The sequence below is a fragment of the Fictibacillus enclensis genome, from assembly GCF_030123385.1.
GTDB classification, from domain to species: domain Bacteria; phylum Bacillota; class Bacilli; order Bacillales; family Fictibacillaceae; genus Fictibacillus_C; species Fictibacillus_C enclensis.
The window spans coordinates 1,661,743-1,676,782 of the sequence record NZ_CP126109.1; the positions used below are offsets into that span (position 1 = coordinate 1,661,743).

Here is a 15,040-nt window from a genome sequence, read left to right on the forward strand (position 1 = left end):
GAGTGTATGGCGCCAGGCAGAGTACGGTCGTAAAAAATACCCTGCTTGAACTGCTTTTTTCGGAGAATAAGGAAGTTCCGCGTGTCCTTTCACTCTTAACCTATCATTTCACAGGGATGGAGCAAGGTTGGACACTGCTCAGGGAAGCGGGGAAAAAGAGAATCCGGATGGAAATCGTTGCAGAAGGAACGCTGCTGCAGCATATTACGATTGCCAGTCTGGCCGCAGAGTGCCGTCACGACGCCCTGTATCCGGAATCCTTTTTAACAGGGGATGTGCTTCGGAGAACCGACTATGTCCTCATACCGGTTCTATCATTTTCTTTAGTTTCCGACCTTTTGCGGTTTAATGACCAAAGAACCTTGGTACGCTTTATTTTGCAGGCATTGCTTAACGGTAAAAAAGTAGTTGCACTGTCGTGCGGTGCAAATCCTTTTCATCCGGTGTTTGCCAATAAAAATTTGAACCTCGGAACAGATCACTTAACCGATAAGCTTTACAGCCAAATGACTCAGCTTAAAAGGATGGGCATCAAAGTAGAGGGCTCAGATAACAGCGTGCTGTCCTGGCTGGAAGAAAAGAAAAAAAACGCCGTGATTACAGAAGCCGATGTGCTGCAGGCTTTAAAAAAGGGCCGGAAATTTATTACTGCAGAGAAGCATGAAATCATTACACCGTTGGCAAGGGATGCGGCAAAACAACACAAAATTTCGATTGCCAGAAAGTAAGGGGAAACGAATATGTACATGGGCGTGGTGATTGGAAGAGTAACAGCTACACGAAAGGATGATAAATTGATAGGCACAAAGCTGCTGATTACACAGCCGATCGGCATGGGCGAATCCCAAAGCGGCATGCCGATCATTGCTGTAGATACGGTAGGTGCGGGTGTAGGAGAGAAGGTTCTTTATGTTACGGGAAGCATGGCGTCCCGGGCGGCGGCCAATAAGGATGCACCCATTGATGCAGCCATTGTGGGCATCATTGACAGTCTCGATTGGGAAAGGCAGGGAGGTTAGGAATATGGACACAAAAGGTATTAAAGAAGCCATTCAATGGCGGAAACTCATTGATGTGCTGCTTGATGCCAACCAGTATGCAGACACCATTTTAAAGGGCGGCCAGTTTATTAATGTCATCACACGTGAAATTTATCCAGCCGATGTGGCCATAAAAGGAGAATATATTTTATTGGTTGGGGATTGCACAGACCTGGAAGGACCTTCAACCAAAGTGGAAGATGTGGAAGGTAAGTATATCTGCCCTGGTTTTATTGATTCTCATATGCATTTTGAAAGCGCAATGCTTACAGTTACTGAATTTTCCAGGCTGTCTATCCCCACCGGAACCACAACGATTGTTGCTGATCCACATGAAATTGGTAATGTGCTCGGAGTGCATGGCATACAGGAAATGATTAAAGAGGCAAGGAGACTGCCCAACACGGTCTATTTTACTGTTCCCTGTTTAACGCCGGATGCTCCCGGACTGGAGACAGCAGGAAGGGACATTGGATCAGGGGACATGGCAGAACTGCTAAATGATCCTCTCGTACAGGGGATTGGTGAGATTCAGGGTTTCAGCAATGTCAGACCGGTCTACCAGCACGCTCCTGAACTCATTGATGATCTTATTGCGTCTGTTTCCTACGCAAAAAGCATCAACAAGACGGTGGAGGGAAATGCACCAGCTTTGTTCGGAAAAGAGCTCGCGGCCCACATTATTAGCGGAGGAACCCACATTTCCTGCCATGAGACGACGACCAAAGAAGAAATGATGGAAAAGCTGCGCAACGGTGTCAGTGTGTTCATGAGAGAAGGATCATCCCAGCGGAATATGGCAGAATGCATCCGGGCAATCACGGAAGAAGGAATGGATTCCCGGCGTGCGATCCTCGTTTCAGATGATGTGGTACCGGAAGACCTTATGGGGATGGGCCATATGAATGACATTGTCAAAAGAACCATTGCACAGGGAATCGATCCGGTCGAGGCGATCCAGATGGTGACCATCAATGCCGCTGCCCATTTTGGGTTTAAAGAAAGTGGTGTGCTTACTCCAGGAAAAAAGGCCGATATTGCGGTCATCAATGATCTGATGAACATGACGATTGATTCAGTCTATCTTAAAGGGAAAAAAGCTGCACAGCAAAAGGAACTAATCATCGATCTTCCTGCTTACAAATACCCTGAAATTGTCAAATGCTCTGTCAATCGCAAATCGGTAAAAATAGATGATTTGGCCATTGAAGCTTCTGGATCCAGGGCACATGTCCGGGCCATTAAGGTGATCCCGGATCAAAATCTAACTGGTTCGGCACAATTCCAGTTATCCGTTCGTGATGGAAAGGTCCAGCCTTGCCTCCAGCAGGATGTATTGCCCCTATTGGTTCTCGAACGGCATGGCCGATCAGGTCGTATCGGAAAAACCTTTCTTCACGGGTTTCAGTTGAAACGAGGCGCGATTGCCGAAAGCGTGGCGCATGACACGCACAATATCATCGTTTGCGGCACCAATTACGAGGATATGGTAACAGCGGTGAACAGGGTAATTGCGATGAATGGCGGAATTGCACTGATTCATGACGGACGAGTCGTCGGCGATTTGCCACTGAACATCGGAGGATTGATGACCGACGAGATGACAGGGCAGGAAGTCAGTACCCGAATTGCTGAACTTCACCGGCTGGCAGAGGAGGAATTAGGGTGCGCAATCCATGTTCCTTTTATGCATCTCTCTTTCTTGTCGCTGGTAACCAGCCCGGAATGGAAAATAACTGATATGGGATTGATCGACGTGGATTCCTTTACGGTTATTCCTACTGTATTGAAGGAGGAAGGCTGATGGGGGTGAAACTTGTTGACCTGTCGCAGGAGATTTACCAGGGCATGCCCGTCTTTCCTCTTCATCAAAAAACAATGATTTTTCCCAATCTTTCTCATGAGGAAAGCATTAAAAAGATCGGTTTCCCCTTTGCCACAAACAACCTTCTCATCAATGAGCACGGACCGACACACAGCGACGCAACTTACGAGTATGATCCCGGCGGGAAGTATATTGACGAAATGCCGCTTGACTATTTTTACGGACCAGCCGTTTGTCTTGATCTCTCCCACATTCAGCCGGAAGACTATATCACACCAGTTGAACTGGAAAATGCTCTGGACCGTTCTGGACAGCTCCTCCAAAAGGGAGATATATGCCTTCTGTATACAGGGCATTATAACCGTGCCTATGGAACAGAGGAATGGCTGAACAGGTATTCCGGCCTGGATTATGAAGGTGCCCGATGGCTTGCTGAAAAAGGGGTGGTAAACATCGGAATTGATGCGCCGGCTATTGACAATCCACTGGATTTGGACTACTCGGGACACCTGATCTGCAAGGAATACGGCATCACCAATACGGAAAACCTCTGTAATCTTGATCAGGTCGCGAATATGCGGTTCCTCTATTTTGGCCTCCCACTAAGAATCCGGAATGGAACGGGGTCGCCAGTGCGGGCTGTAGCTGTTTTTATTGAATAGGAGGAGTAGCCATGTCCATTCACGATACCTACCGAATTAAGGAGGAAATCTTGATTCCGGCTTATGAGGGCAGAAGCGCCCTCATAAAAGCAGGGGAGGAGCTTATCATTATTGATGTGGATGGAAAGCAGGTTGGGGACTTTGTCTGCTTTTCACTGCAAGATCCGGATGAATATGTGTCGCCTGTTCATATGAGGGCCAGCTTAGGCAGTATTTCACTGAAGGCAGGCGATCTGCTGTACAGCAACCGCCGGCGGCCGCTCATGCAGCTGGTTCAGGATACGGTGGGCAAGCATGATTTTTTCTTTCCAGCCTGCGACTATTACCGGTACAAAGTAGACTTTGGACTCGAAGACCATCCGAACTGCCATGATAATTTAAACAAAGCGCTAGCCTATTATTCACTCGGTCATCTTCCGGTACCTGATCCGATCAACTGGTTTATGAATAATATTCTTGATGAAAATGGAGATTACGTTATCAGTGAACCGCTTTCCAAGCCAGGAGATTTTGTCCGGTTAAAAGCACTGGATGATGTCATCGTTGCCTGCTCCACTTGTTCCCAGGATCTTGCACCGGTGAACGGCTTTAAAGTAACGGAACTAAAACTTCAGATTTTAAATAAAGCACGTATTTAACATTAGGGATTTTAGAAGTAAACCCATATCGATTTCATATAGTTTCGATAATACGGATCGAAAGTATCTACTGGAGTACCTTAAATATTCCATGCTATGAAATCATTCTTTTCTTTTTGCCCCGATAAGGAGGAAAAGCATGTCTTCATTGCTCATAAAAAACGCTGAAATCATCACAATGAACGAAAAGGAAGAAATCGTACATGGCGACCTTTACGTTGAGGACGACCGAATTAAAGAGATCGGGCCGGGGCTCGACCGCCACGCGGATGTCATCATTAATGCGAGACATAAAACGGTTATTCCCGGTTTTGTCCAAACGCATATTCACCTGTGCCAGACCTTATTCAGGGGACAGGCAGATGATCTCGAATTGATGGACTGGCTCCGGCAAAAAATATGGCCGCTTGAAGCTTCCCATGATGAAGAATCGATCTATTATTCGGCATTGCTGGGAACGGGTGAACTGATACAGAGCGGTACAACCACCATCGTGGATATGGAAACCGTGAATCATACAGACGCTGCATTTCAAGCGATGGCACAAAGCGGCATACGGGCCCTGTCGGGAAAAGTAATGATGGATAAGGGCACAGATGTTCCAAGCCCCTTGAGGGAAAGTACGTCAAAGTCGCTGCAGCAGAGCGCTGACCTGCTGGAAAAGTGGCATGGAAGGGAAAATGGCCGTATTCAATATGCTTTTTGCCCACGTTTTGTTGTTTCCTGCAGTGAGGAGCTGCTCACCGAAGTGCGTAATCTTTCAAAGCAGCATGGCGTGTTTGTACATACCCATGCGGCAGAAAACAAGGGTGAGATCGCCATTGTCGAACAGGAAACAGGAATGCGAAATGTGGTGTATCTCGATCATATCGGACTTGCAAACGAAAAATTGATTCTCGCTCATTGTGTGTGGCTCAATGAGGAGGAAAAAAGCATCATCAAAAAACGCAAAGTGAAGGTAAGCCATTGTCCGGGCTCCAACTTAAAACTTTCTTCCGGCATTGCAGAGGTGCCGCAAATGCTGAGGGAGGATATTTTCATCAGCCTGGGTGCAGATGGAGCCCCGTGTAACAACAATCTGGACATGCTAAATGAAATGAGGCTTGCTGCTCTCATCCAAAAACCGATTCACGGTCCAACCTCGATGAATGCAAAAACCGTGTTTAAAATGGCCACCATCGGCGGAGCAAGAGCAGTCGGCATGGAACATGAGATTGGAAGTCTTGAAGTGGGAAAAAAAGCGGACATGGCCATTCTGAATCTTAATGATTTTCATATGTATCCATCCTATGGAACGGACCCCATTTCCCGTATCGTTTATTCAGCTACGCGGGCGGATGTCGAGACGGTGATTATTGATGGAAACATCGCGATGGAAAATCGCATGATGAAAAGGATGGATAAACATACGGTTCTCCATGAATCGAACAAATGTATCCGGCGGCTGCTGAAACGGAGCGAAGGAGTCTATTTGTAGCGTTTAAATGATCAATCAATAATGCCTTCTTTTACTGGCTTTATCCTTGCTTTATACCAAGAAGTGATGTGCAAATTCATATACGCAAAGAAAAAGCACGAGTTTTTTCACAAGAAAAAGCACGAGTTTTTTCACAAGAAAAAACACACGGCATGTTAGGCCGTGTGCTTCATTTTAATTTTGTGGAAGATAGCGTCTTGCTCCCGCATATTCTTGAGCATAAATTCCTTCAATTTTATCGATTCTTACAGTGGTACTGGAGTTTGGTGAATGAATCATCATGCCATTTCCTGCATACATGCCGACATGGTGGACACTGCCCGTTCCATTGTTATAGGCGAAGAACAGCAGATCTCCAGGCTGCAGGTCTTCCCATGCGACTGGTGTTCCTGAACGGGATTGTGGGCCTGAATCCCTTGGAATGGTAATGCCGGCGGCTTTATAAAGGGTGTGTGTAAAACCGGAACAGTCAAAACCGAATCCGGAAGTTCCTGCCCAAAGGTACGGCAGTCCGAGGAATTTCTTGCCTTCATTCACCAGGTCCTGACCGGTAGGGGTTGGAATGGATTCATCCGACAAGTAAACTCGCACATCCTTACGGTCAAGATAGCGGATTTTCCCTTCTGGTGTCATTACACCGATGGACGTGCCTTTTACCTTGGAAATCGGAAGCCTTGTATTATAGCTGATTTCCATCTGCTTGGTGTTTAATGTAGCGTTCTTATAAAGCCAGGCGGTAGGGCTTTTTATGATAGCAAAAGGCATTGTTTCGGACTTCATTTTAGCAAACTTTTTGTTGTACACAAGCTGGGATTTTGGCATCCAGCCGGGATAGCCGGCTTCTAGTCTTGGTGTTGGCTGCCCGTCTACCGCTACCTTTACCCAATCACCCTGCTGATCGGTAATAGTAACTTTGTTGCCGTACAAGGCCTGAGTTTCCAGTGGACCCACAAGCCATAGTTTATCCTCGTACGTCATGCTCGTTGTCCATTTTCTCAGATCAACCGGATTGCTCAGGGAAGGTGCGTCCAGTGGCCTGGTTTGTGCAGGCTTTGTCCAAAGCGTTGCTGCAGCTACATCCACATAAGCCGTCGTAGGAGATAGGTCCTTTGTCTGCGGGGTATCTGCACCTTTTGCTGTTCCTGTAAACATTGAGAAAATTAATCCTGCTGCAAAAAGTGTTCCTGTCCATTTTTTTATGTACTTCATGTTGAGCCTCCTTTTTCTGTAGATATTAAAAAATTACGTTAAAGGAGAACCGTTTCCTTTTTATCAGAAATTTTTCGTTCGAAAGTCATGGATCGGAAGAAGGGGATAGTAAAAAAGTAAGTGCTTTTATGCCATGAAAAATCCTTGCAGGATTTAGAGCCTGCAAAGATTATTTTTGATATGAAAGTTGGATGTTCAGGGAATGTGCGAGATTTTTAAATGTATAGGGACCAAAAAAAAGTGTTTCATTGGTTGATTTATTTACACTTAGTATGGTTTCTCCTACAACGGAAGTGGCCGTACGGTAGGCCAATATATCATCGAAATATTCTATTTTTACCGCTAACCCTGCCTCTGACGCGGAGTGCAGCAAATTAAGGACAGAAGGAAGATCATCGGGGTGGACATAGGTTTTTCCTGCTTTATTAAGTAGAGATATTTTAAGATGAGAATTTTCTTTCTTCATACATTTTCCTTTCATGGAATCTGTTCTATACTAAGTATACTGGTACATTGGAAATTTAAATAGTATGTACTTTTTTGATAGGTAGTTACTTTTTGGATACCATGGACCACTAAATAATCAGGGGGATTGGTTTCATGAAGGAAAGAAAAAAGCAGTATTTTCACCCAATAGAAGTAACATTGGATGTGGTCTGCGGGAAGTGGAAGGGAGTCATCCTTTGTTTACTGCAAGAAAAGGATTATCGCTTTGGGGAGTTGAAGGATCAGCTCTTTTCTGTCACTCCAAAGGTTTTGACGCAGCAGCTGCGTGAACTGGAGGAGGATGGATTAATTACGCGTACCGTATATCCTCAAGTGCCTCCCAAAGTGGTATATTCACTTACGCCTTATGGAAAAGACCTTGAAGATACACTGCGCTTAATGGAGAAGTGGGGCCAGTCCCATCAGAAAAAAGTAGGGGAAAATTTCGACGAGGATGTAAGTGAAGCAGAACTGTCTTAAAGAAACAGATAAACTCCTAGGAGCAACAAAGGTTACAAAAATAGCCTTTCATGAAAAGGGAGGGATCTGAAGTGAAGATAAAAGAAGTGATTCTTCGCACACATTGTTTGGAAGAACAGCATTACTTTTATCATGAAGTGCTGGGTTTTCCTTTGTTGAAAAGCAGTTTACCCGGTTCCATAAGAATTAGTGCAGGTGCTTCCGTGCTGACTTTCCTGGAAGGGGAAGAGGAATCGTATTACCATTTTGCGTTCACCGTCCCGGATAACCGATTTTCACAGGCGAAAAAATGGGCAAGTGCCCATGTACCTTTAAATGAGATTGAAAATAAAGATGAAATATATTTTGCGAATTGGGATGCACATGCCTGCTATTTTTACGATCCGGCAGGGAACATTGTCGAGCTGATCGCAAGACACACGCTGAAAAATGCAATCGAGCATCCATTTACAAGCCGTGATATTGTGAACATCAGCGAAATTGGCATGCCGGTGGACAATGTAAAACAAGCAGCAGACCAGTTAAGAAAAGAACTGCAGCTAAACATTTACCATAATCACAGTTCATCATTCGCCCCGCTTGGAGACGCGGACGGATTGCTGATCCTCTCAGATAAAAAAAGAAACTGGCTCGGCTCAGGCAAGACAGCAAACATTTATCCCGCAGAAATCATTTTGGAAGAGGGCCAGACGAAAACAAGCTTAAAGGGCTATCCCTATACATTAATAAGCTAAAAAAGCCGGCATATGTGAAATGATGTGCCGGCTTTTCTTTATTCCACAATACCGCCCTGTGTCACTTCTATATTGGCTTTCACATGAACAGGGATGTCTGGGTACTTCTGATTCCATTCTTTAAAATTAAAACGCCTTGCGCTGCTTCTGGCTCTGTCGCCCAGGCCAAGGGGATCAATTCCCTTTTTTTGAAAACGGTCCACCATTTTTTCCGCGTTATGTTCTGTTTGTTTTTTGATGGTTTTTTCAATCATTTCAATCGTTTTCTCTTGATACAGCGGGGTTCCAGCCGCATCATTAACCTTACCTCTCACATGGATGGTGATATTGATTTTTGGGTTGGTATTGGCATTGTAAATATCATAATTGACGTGTGATGACAAATTTTCAAGCGTCAGGTAATTGTCTTTTCCGAGCTTGAATTCATGAGATCCCTGCCGGAAGCTTTGGTACATCAGTTTAAAAATAAAAGAATCTTCAAAGCTGATATGGTCAACGTATTTGGAATGGTCAAAGAGGGCTACACCGATAATGCGAATATGGCCATGCTTTGTATCAAGGAGCGGCATAAATGAATCGCTTCCTTTTCCATAATAGCTGTAATTGAAATGATGGAAATTGGCTCTTGGAAAGGTAAGCTCCATGTTTTGCTCTATCATCCGTTTTAAGTAGGCCGGAATAATCTCTCCGACGGGATACTCTCTTGAAAGCATGTCCTTTGTCGAACCTTTTGCTACAGCCAGATAAATGTTTCTGCCGACCGAAGGATCCCGTTGCAGGGAATCGATGATTTTTGTAATTCCACGGCTGGCGAGTTTTTCATTAAAGATGATCACCGAAACCCTTCCAGATGAAAATGGACGGGGTGATTCCGCCTGCAGGACCTGCCGGATATTTTTGCTTGTATGGGATCGGGCCGAATAAGTGGTGCTCGATAAGACCGCCTGATCGCTCCCGCCTTCGGTTGTAGGTACGGAAACCGTTGCTTGTATTTTATTTCCGTCGACATAATCGTAGCCTACTACCCCGATGAGTTGGATGTCTTCAAGTACTTGTGTTTGCGGTGTGCATCCCGAAAGGAGCAGCAACAGGGCAGTGGCAATCAGTTTTTCTTTAGGCATCTTTATTCCTCCTGATTTTCAAGGCCAGCCAATGCATGATAAATAAAAGAGGAAGATAAAAATAACTAAAGTAATATCCGACTCTTGATACCATGCTGTTTAGGAGATCGATATGCTGGCGGTCTTTGAAAAACAAAGTTCCTACATAAACGAGGATCAGCACGGGTATGAGCGAGTGTTTCTGCTTTACCGTGTAAACTCGTTTAAGGGCTCGTGTCACACACCAGACGGCAATACAGACATTGGGTAGAACCACAAACAGCCAGATGGAGATCCCGATGTATTCGAACCGTTCAACAAAAGGAAACTCGACAATTTTCCAGAGCGTCAGCGTTGCCCATATGGTGTGCTTCAATTGGCCCTGGCTGTAATAGGCAAACGATTCTACCGCCGTAATGGTATACAGCAAAATACTGAAGAATACCCCCCATTGTGACCACTTTTGTGATTTAGCGGCATCTTTAATAAACGGGTAATACAGCAAGAGCATTTCAAAGCCAAGGTAATTTAAGGTCATGGTTTTGGTGGCGATAAAATAATCGGTTACAGAATGATCGAATAGCGGAAGTATGTTATAGATGTGAGAATCCTTTACCGCAAAGTATTTCAAAAAAATGAGAGGGGTTCCAAGGATCAGACTGAAGAATGCAAGGGCCGTAACAATTCGGAATCCCCCGCTCACAAAGTAATAGATTACAACCACTAAAATTAGGGAGATTCCCCACGTATTAATGTGAGGGAACATCCAGACCTGAATGACCTCAATATAGGTTCTGAGAACAGTAAGGGCCAAAAAGGCTGCGTACACCGTAAAGAACGTGCTCAATAGTCCTCCGATGAATTTTCCCGCTACGTCTTCATGGATAGCCACAATGTCACCATCACTTTTTTTCAGCATTTGATAGCTCATCCACACAAGAAGATGGATGAGTATGCCGCCTGTAATTACAGCCATCCAAGCATCATGTCCTGCAGATTTGGCAATATAGCGCTGAAATCCAAGCACACCTACCCCAACCTGCATCGTATGAATCAAGTAAAAAGCAAAAAAAGGGGAAACTAATCTATTTTCTTTTGGCTGCAGATTCATGGCCCCACCCTCTTTTTTTGGTCAAAAAACGGATTATTCTTCAATATCATTTTTCTGTATACCTCGCTTGTTATTGAAACGGACCGGGTCCGCCGGCCGCATCTGCATGGGACGAAGGCTTTGACGGCTAAACGGAAGCCGGAATAACGCATCCTTTAAATCCGTCATCCGCAAAGGGAACAGAGGAGCGAGATACGGACGTCCAAGTGACGTGAGCCGAAGCATATGTCCTAAAACAAATGCAGAACAAATGGCCACACCAAGCAGTCCCCAAAATTGGGCAAAAACCAAAAATGGAAAACGGATCAAACGGATCGTATTACTCATCTGGTAGACGGGTGTTGTAAAGGATGCCAGAGCAGCGAGTGCTACGATGATCAGCAGGACATTGCTCGTTAACCCTGCCTGTACGGCGGCTGTTCCGATAACGATACCTCCAACAATCCCGATCGTTTGTCCGACCTTTGATGGCAGACGGGCACCAGCTTCCCTTAAAAGCTCAATCGACAATTCGAGAATGATGGCTTCCACGATCGGGGGAAAGGGGATGCCAGAACGTGAGGCGATCAAGGTGCCCAAAAGGTCGGTCGGTATCATCTCATAATGAAAGGTTAGAACAGCAACATAAAGTGGTGTGGACAGAACGGAAAAGAGAACGCCAAAAAGGCGGATCATCCTGAAAACAGAGGCAATATGCCAGGATAAAAAATAGTCTTCAAATGCGGAAAAGAATTCAACCAGCGTTGTTGGCCCGGTCAGGGCGCTTGGGGAACCATCGACGAGGACGGCTACTTTCCCTTCTGACAAAACGGCAGCTACCCGGTCCGGGCGTTCCGTATTGATAAGCTGTGGAAACGGGGAGTATTGGTCGTCCGATATCATTTGAAGAATGTAAGTACTATCCAGAATATGGTCGTATTCAATGTCTGAAATCCGCTGTTTCAGTGTATTGACGTTTTCCATATTCACAATGCCGTCAATATAAAGAATGACCACGCGCGTTTTTGACAGCTTGCCAACTGTTACTTCCTTTACGTGAAGTTCAGGGATCGGCAATCTTTTCCGAACCATATTGATGTTGACTTCGAGAGTTTCGATAAACGCCTCTTTTGGTCCCACAACGCTGAATTCTGTTTCGGGTACAGAGATCTGCCGTTTTTCAGCGGTAGCAGCCGGGATTAGCAGGCAATCATTTTTTCCCGGACGGGACTGAACAATGACTGAGCCAGTCAGCACGCTGTCCATTATGGTCTGGACATCGCTTGTATGTTCAATGTTTTCCACAGGAATTTCCTGAGAGAGCTCTTTCAACGATAAGGAAGAACAACTGGTTAAATAAGGGATGAGATCCTTATGAACCAGGTCAGGATTTACCATACTTTTATAATAAGAAATCGTAAATGGATGCTTATCACTTTTTGTAAATGAAACAAAATCCTTTGAAGCTTTGCATTTTTCCATCAGCTGTTCGAAGGTAAGCTGGGTTTTAGCTTGCCCGGAAGACTGGCTTTGTGAACGATCCTGTTTTTTTTGGCGGCGTTTTCCGAACATAATAAGACTCATTCCCTTGTTGTTAAGTATGTCTATTTGTATATCATTCCAATTGTGCAGCTCTCTATTCAACCAAAAAAAACAAGGGCAAATCCATTGATCTTTTATTATACTTGGAATAAGATGTAAGCGCTTGGGGGTTATGAGAATGGAATGGAAAAAAGGAAGTTATGTGATTTCTACAGATAAAACAATGCTGGATCTTTCTATGATTCATGCGTTTTTGTCACAACAGTCTTATTGGGCAAAGGGGATTACGAAGGAAAGGGTAGAGAAGGCCATCAAAAACACACTTTGTTTTGGGGTGTACGAGATGAAAGATGGGAAGGCTGTTCAGGCCGGTTTTGCCCGGATTTTAACCGACTATGTTACAACGGCCTATTTATGCGATGTGTTTATCGATAAAAGGCACAGGGGAAAAGGTCTCTCCAAATGGCTGGTTCAAACAATCATTTCCTTTGAAGACCTTCAGGAGGTCAGAGGGATGCTGCTGGCCACAGAGGATGCGCATGGACTCTACAGCCAATATGGATTTGAAGTGGTGGATCCTGGACGATACATGAAAAAGAAAATAAAAGAAGAACAGCAGAACTGATATCTGCTGTTCTTCTTTTTTACGAGAGCTTTAATATATACAGCATGAGTATAAAATGAGAAGCACTGCCGGCAAGGACAAACAGATGCCAAACTGCATGGTTATAGGGAAACTTGCGCCAAACGTAGAAAAAGGCACCCACGGTATACAAAATTCCTCCGGCAAACAGCCAGGCAAGAGCTTCTTGTGAAAGGTTGAGGATCACACGGTTAAAGGCAAATACAATCAGCCACCCCATCAGTACGTAACCAATGGTGGAAAGAATCACAAACCGTTTGGTAAAAAAGATTTTAAAGGCGACTCCGGCAAGGGCGATTCCCCATACCGTTCCAAACAATGACCAGCCCAAGGCTCCTTTAACGACAAGCAGAAGGATAGGGGTGTAGGAACCGGCGATAAACAGATAGATGGCGGAATGGTCCATGATCTCAAAAATATCTTTGACTTTGCCTTCAGGAAAGCTGTGGACAAGGGTGGACGCTGTATATAAAAGCAGCATCGTTACCCCGAAAATGGCAAAACAGGTTATAGCAAGCGGTGTTCCCTGAGCACTGGCGAATACAATAAGAAGAATCAGCGCGATGATGCTAAAAACCGCTCCGATTCCATGGGTGATGGCATTGATGATTTCTTCACGCTTCGTATAGGTGAAAGCCTCCATTTTTTCACTTCCTTTATTCAACTGAAATGATGTTTCACTCATTCTAACACAGAAAAAGAGCTCAAGTGAATTTGAGCTCTTGTCTTTACATCATTTCTCCGGTCTGCTGTTTGGCAGGCAATACTTTCCCCGTCGATTTCCGGTTGGTGCGTTCTTTCATTTCAAGGCGTCTTGCAACCAAAGACAAGGAATAGTTAACAAGAAAATACATCACGGCGATCAGAAGAAAAATGGGGATGACATAATTAACATTCTTTCCATTTACAATTTGAGCATTGTGAAGCAGCTCTGGCAAGGAGATTACAACTGCCAGTGATGTATCTTTCAACAAGGAAATAAACTGGCTGACAATCGGGGGAACCATACGGCGCAGAGCTTGTGGGAGAATAATATGCTGCATGGTCTGCATATACGTGAGACCCGACGACCGTGCGGCTTCAATCTGCCCTTTTTCAATGGAATTCAGTCCGCTTCGAACAATCTCGGAAAGCATGGCGGATTCAAAAATGATAAGAGCTGTGATGGCAGCCATTGTTACGCTTAATTTAATTCCGATCTCAGGAAGGGCGAAAAACGTGAAGAAAATGATCAGCAAGAGAGGAAGGTTTCTGATCACTTCCACGCAGACCGCAGCAATTCTTGAAAGAACAGGAATCTTGGCATAACGCAGGATGCCAAGGATGCTTCCAATGAGAAAGCTGAAAATAATAGCGATAAAAGCTACGAGCAGCGTTGTACCCAGACCTTTCAACAAAAAGAGCAGATTCCCTGAGGAATAGGCACCGATAAAATCCATATAGCTCCTCCCCCCTTATCCGCTTACAGTCAGGCGCCGTTCAAGGTATCCGACGAACAAGCTGAGCGGAATCGTTAATATGAGATAGAATACGGCGACAAAGATATACACGTCGAACACGACATAGGTGGCTGATGAGATGGAATCGCCAAAATACATAAGATCCAATCCGGCCACAACTCCCAGAATCGATGAATTCTTTACAAGATTAATAAACTGATTGCCCAGGGGCGGAATAACAATCTTAATCGCCTGCGGCAAAACGATGTATCTCATCGTCTGAATATAGGTGAGGCCCGACGACCGGCCGGCTTCCATCTGGCCCTTGTCCACCGAAAGGATGCCAGCGCGAATGGCTTCGGCAATAAAGGCCGCTGTATAGATGGAAAGGGCAATGGTCCCAGCCTGAAATCCGGAAAGTTCCATCCCCAGGCTTGGCAATCCATAGTAAAAAATAAACAGAATAAGAATAAGGGGGATATTACGGACAAATTCGACAAATGCGGTTCCGGCCGCCTTGAGCACCTTCATGGGGGAAATTCGCATTACCGCAATGATAACACCCAGAATAAAACTGAAAATTAAAGCGAGGAGGCTTGCTTTCAGTGTATTTCCGAACCCTTGCAAATACGTATCAAGGTTATTTGTGAGAATGGTAAAATCAAGCATGTTTTC

At 44.9% G+C, this 15,040-nt stretch carries 17 protein-coding genes and 1 riboswitch; of the genes, 9 read left to right on the top strand and 8 right to left on the bottom strand.

Annotated elements, in window-relative coordinates; translation table 11 throughout:
• Nucleotides 1-2 precede the first annotated feature (2 nt).
• From QNH15_RS08895 to QNH15_RS08920, 6 genes are all read left to right on the top strand, one after another.
• On the top strand, nucleotides 3-728 hold the full coding sequence (locus tag QNH15_RS08895; RefSeq protein WP_283894157.1) for a hypothetical protein: 726 nt from the start codon (nucleotides 3-5) through the stop codon (nucleotides 726-728).
• Between the two features lie 12 nt (nucleotides 729-740).
• Nucleotides 741-1,019, top strand: coding sequence for a EutN/CcmL family microcompartment protein (locus QNH15_RS08900; protein WP_061968619.1), 279 nt, complete (start codon nucleotides 741-743; stop codon nucleotides 1,017-1,019).
• A gap of 4 nt (nucleotides 1,020-1,023) precedes the next feature.
• Nucleotides 1,024-2,844 (top strand): adenine deaminase, encoded by a 1,821-nt coding sequence (ade, locus tag QNH15_RS08905; RefSeq protein ID WP_283894158.1) that lies wholly within the window; start codon nucleotides 1,024-1,026, stop codon nucleotides 2,842-2,844.
• Nucleotides 2,844-3,527 (top strand): cyclase family protein, encoded by a 684-nt coding sequence (locus tag QNH15_RS08910; RefSeq protein ID WP_061968624.1) that lies wholly within the window; start codon nucleotides 2,844-2,846, stop codon nucleotides 3,525-3,527. Before ade ends, QNH15_RS08910 begins: the two co-directional genes overlap by 1 nt.
• An 11-nt stretch (nucleotides 3,528-3,538) precedes the next feature.
• Nucleotides 3,539-4,165: a DUF1989 domain-containing protein gene (locus tag QNH15_RS08915; protein WP_129476571.1), complete on the top strand. Its 627-nt coding sequence runs from the start codon at nucleotides 3,539-3,541 to the stop codon at nucleotides 4,163-4,165.
• A 14-nt stretch (nucleotides 4,166-4,179) separates the two neighbouring features.
• A riboswitch (purine riboswitch) is annotated at nucleotides 4,180-4,282 on the top strand.
• Between the two features lie 22 nt (nucleotides 4,283-4,304).
• Nucleotides 4,305-5,642 carry a 5'-deoxyadenosine deaminase gene (locus tag QNH15_RS08920; protein WP_283894159.1) on the top strand — a complete coding sequence of 446 codons (1,338 nt, stop codon included), beginning with the start codon at nucleotides 4,305-4,307 and terminating at the stop codon, nucleotides 5,640-5,642.
• A gap of 174 nt (nucleotides 5,643-5,816) precedes the next feature.
• Here the strand turns inward: QNH15_RS08920 and QNH15_RS08925 are convergent, their stop codons facing one another.
• Nucleotides 5,817-6,842, bottom strand: a complete 1,026-nt coding sequence (locus QNH15_RS08925; protein WP_430667159.1) for a C40 family peptidase — start codon at nucleotides 6,840-6,842, stop codon at nucleotides 5,817-5,819.
• A 178-nt stretch (nucleotides 6,843-7,020) separates the two neighbouring features.
• On the bottom strand, nucleotides 7,021-7,317 hold the full coding sequence (locus QNH15_RS08930) for a hypothetical protein (RefSeq protein ID WP_283894163.1): 297 nt from the start codon (nucleotides 7,315-7,317) through the stop codon (nucleotides 7,021-7,023).
• Between the two features lie 134 nt (nucleotides 7,318-7,451).
• On the opposite strand from QNH15_RS08930, the gene QNH15_RS08935 reads away from it, so the two are divergent.
• The gene (locus QNH15_RS08935) at nucleotides 7,452-7,817 is read left to right on the top strand and encodes a winged helix-turn-helix transcriptional regulator (protein ID WP_283894165.1); all 366 of its coding nucleotides are present in this window, start codon (nucleotides 7,452-7,454) and stop codon (nucleotides 7,815-7,817) included.
• A gap of 71 nt (nucleotides 7,818-7,888) precedes the next feature.
• Nucleotides 7,889-8,551, top strand: a complete 663-nt coding sequence (locus QNH15_RS08940; RefSeq protein WP_283894166.1) for a VOC family protein — start codon at nucleotides 7,889-7,891, stop codon at nucleotides 8,549-8,551.
• Between the two features lie 38 nt (nucleotides 8,552-8,589).
• Here QNH15_RS08940 and QNH15_RS08945 read toward each other — a convergent pair whose 3' ends face one another.
• The 3 genes from QNH15_RS08945 to QNH15_RS08955 are packed head-to-tail and all read right to left on the bottom strand — an operon-like array spanning nucleotide 8,590 to nucleotide 12,313.
• Nucleotides 8,590-9,672: a Ger(x)C family spore germination protein gene (locus QNH15_RS08945; RefSeq protein WP_283894167.1), complete on the bottom strand. Its 1,083-nt coding sequence runs from the start codon at nucleotides 9,670-9,672 to the stop codon at nucleotides 8,590-8,592.
• Nucleotides 9,665-10,762 carry a GerAB/ArcD/ProY family transporter gene (locus tag QNH15_RS08950; RefSeq protein WP_283894168.1) on the bottom strand — a complete coding sequence of 366 codons (1,098 nt, stop codon included), beginning with the start codon at nucleotides 10,760-10,762 and terminating at the stop codon, nucleotides 9,665-9,667. The genes QNH15_RS08945 and QNH15_RS08950 overlap by 8 nt, the downstream gene beginning before the upstream one ends.
• A 33-nt stretch (nucleotides 10,763-10,795) precedes the next feature.
• Complete coding sequence (locus QNH15_RS08955; RefSeq protein WP_283894169.1) at nucleotides 10,796-12,313, bottom strand: spore germination protein; 1,518 nt, start codon at nucleotides 12,311-12,313, stop codon at nucleotides 10,796-10,798.
• Nucleotides 12,314-12,461: 148 nt separating this feature from the next.
• Here QNH15_RS08955 and QNH15_RS08960 point away from each other — a divergent pair, with 148 nt between their 5' ends.
• Nucleotides 12,462-12,908 (top strand): GNAT family N-acetyltransferase, encoded by a 447-nt coding sequence (locus tag QNH15_RS08960; protein WP_283894170.1) that lies wholly within the window; start codon nucleotides 12,462-12,464, stop codon nucleotides 12,906-12,908.
• Nucleotides 12,909-12,927: 19 nt separating this feature from the next.
• On the opposite strand, the gene trhA is transcribed toward QNH15_RS08960, so the two are convergent.
• From trhA to QNH15_RS08975, 3 genes are all read right to left on the bottom strand, one after another.
• The gene (gene trhA / locus QNH15_RS08965) at nucleotides 12,928-13,569 is read right to left on the bottom strand and encodes a PAQR family membrane homeostasis protein TrhA (protein ID WP_061968656.1); all 642 of its coding nucleotides are present in this window, start codon (nucleotides 13,567-13,569) and stop codon (nucleotides 12,928-12,930) included.
• An 85-nt stretch (nucleotides 13,570-13,654) separates the two neighbouring features.
• Nucleotides 13,655-14,365, bottom strand: a complete 711-nt coding sequence (locus QNH15_RS08970; RefSeq protein ID WP_283894172.1) for an amino acid ABC transporter permease — start codon at nucleotides 14,363-14,365, stop codon at nucleotides 13,655-13,657.
• A gap of 15 nt (nucleotides 14,366-14,380) precedes the next feature.
• Nucleotides 14,381-15,034, bottom strand: coding sequence for an amino acid ABC transporter permease (locus tag QNH15_RS08975; protein WP_283894173.1), 654 nt, complete (start codon nucleotides 15,032-15,034; stop codon nucleotides 14,381-14,383).
• Nucleotides 15,035-15,040: the final 6 nt, after the last annotated feature.

Bases quoted from the DNA above. Each gene is read 5' to 3' on its own strand.
- ade (WP_283894158.1), top strand. From the start codon at position 1,024: ATGGACACAAAAGGTATTAAAGAAGCCATTCAATGGCGGAAACTCATT.
- QNH15_RS08920 (WP_283894159.1), top strand. From the start codon at position 4,305: ATGTCTTCATTGCTCATAAAAAACGCTGAAATCATCACAATGAACGAA.
- QNH15_RS08975 (WP_283894173.1), bottom strand. From the start codon at position 15,034: ATGCTTGATTTTACCATTCTCACAAATAACCTTGATACGTATTTGCAA.
- QNH15_RS08945 (WP_283894167.1), bottom strand. From the start codon at position 9,672: ATGCCTAAAGAAAAACTGATTGCCACTGCCCTGTTGCTGCTCCTTTCG.
- QNH15_RS08960 (WP_283894170.1), top strand. From the start codon at position 12,462: ATGGAATGGAAAAAAGGAAGTTATGTGATTTCTACAGATAAAACAATG.
- QNH15_RS08910 (WP_061968624.1), top strand. From the start codon at position 2,844: ATGGGGGTGAAACTTGTTGACCTGTCGCAGGAGATTTACCAGGGCATG.
- QNH15_RS08970 (WP_283894172.1), bottom strand. From the start codon at position 14,365: ATGGATTTTATCGGTGCCTATTCCTCAGGGAATCTGCTCTTTTTGTTG.
- trhA (WP_061968656.1), bottom strand. From the start codon at position 13,569: ATGGAGGCTTTCACCTATACGAAGCGTGAAGAAATCATCAATGCCATC.
- QNH15_RS08950 (WP_283894168.1), bottom strand. From the start codon at position 10,762: ATGAATCTGCAGCCAAAAGAAAATAGATTAGTTTCCCCTTTTTTTGCT.
- QNH15_RS08935 (WP_283894165.1), top strand. From the start codon at position 7,452: ATGAAGGAAAGAAAAAAGCAGTATTTTCACCCAATAGAAGTAACATTG.
- QNH15_RS08955 (WP_283894169.1), bottom strand. From the start codon at position 12,313: ATGTTCGGAAAACGCCGCCAAAAAAAACAGGATCGTTCACAAAGCCAG.
- QNH15_RS08930 (WP_283894163.1), bottom strand. From the start codon at position 7,317: ATGAAGAAAGAAAATTCTCATCTTAAAATATCTCTACTTAATAAAGCA.
- QNH15_RS08900 (WP_061968619.1), top strand. From the start codon at position 741: ATGTACATGGGCGTGGTGATTGGAAGAGTAACAGCTACACGAAAGGAT.
- QNH15_RS08915 (WP_129476571.1), top strand. From the start codon at position 3,539: ATGTCCATTCACGATACCTACCGAATTAAGGAGGAAATCTTGATTCCG.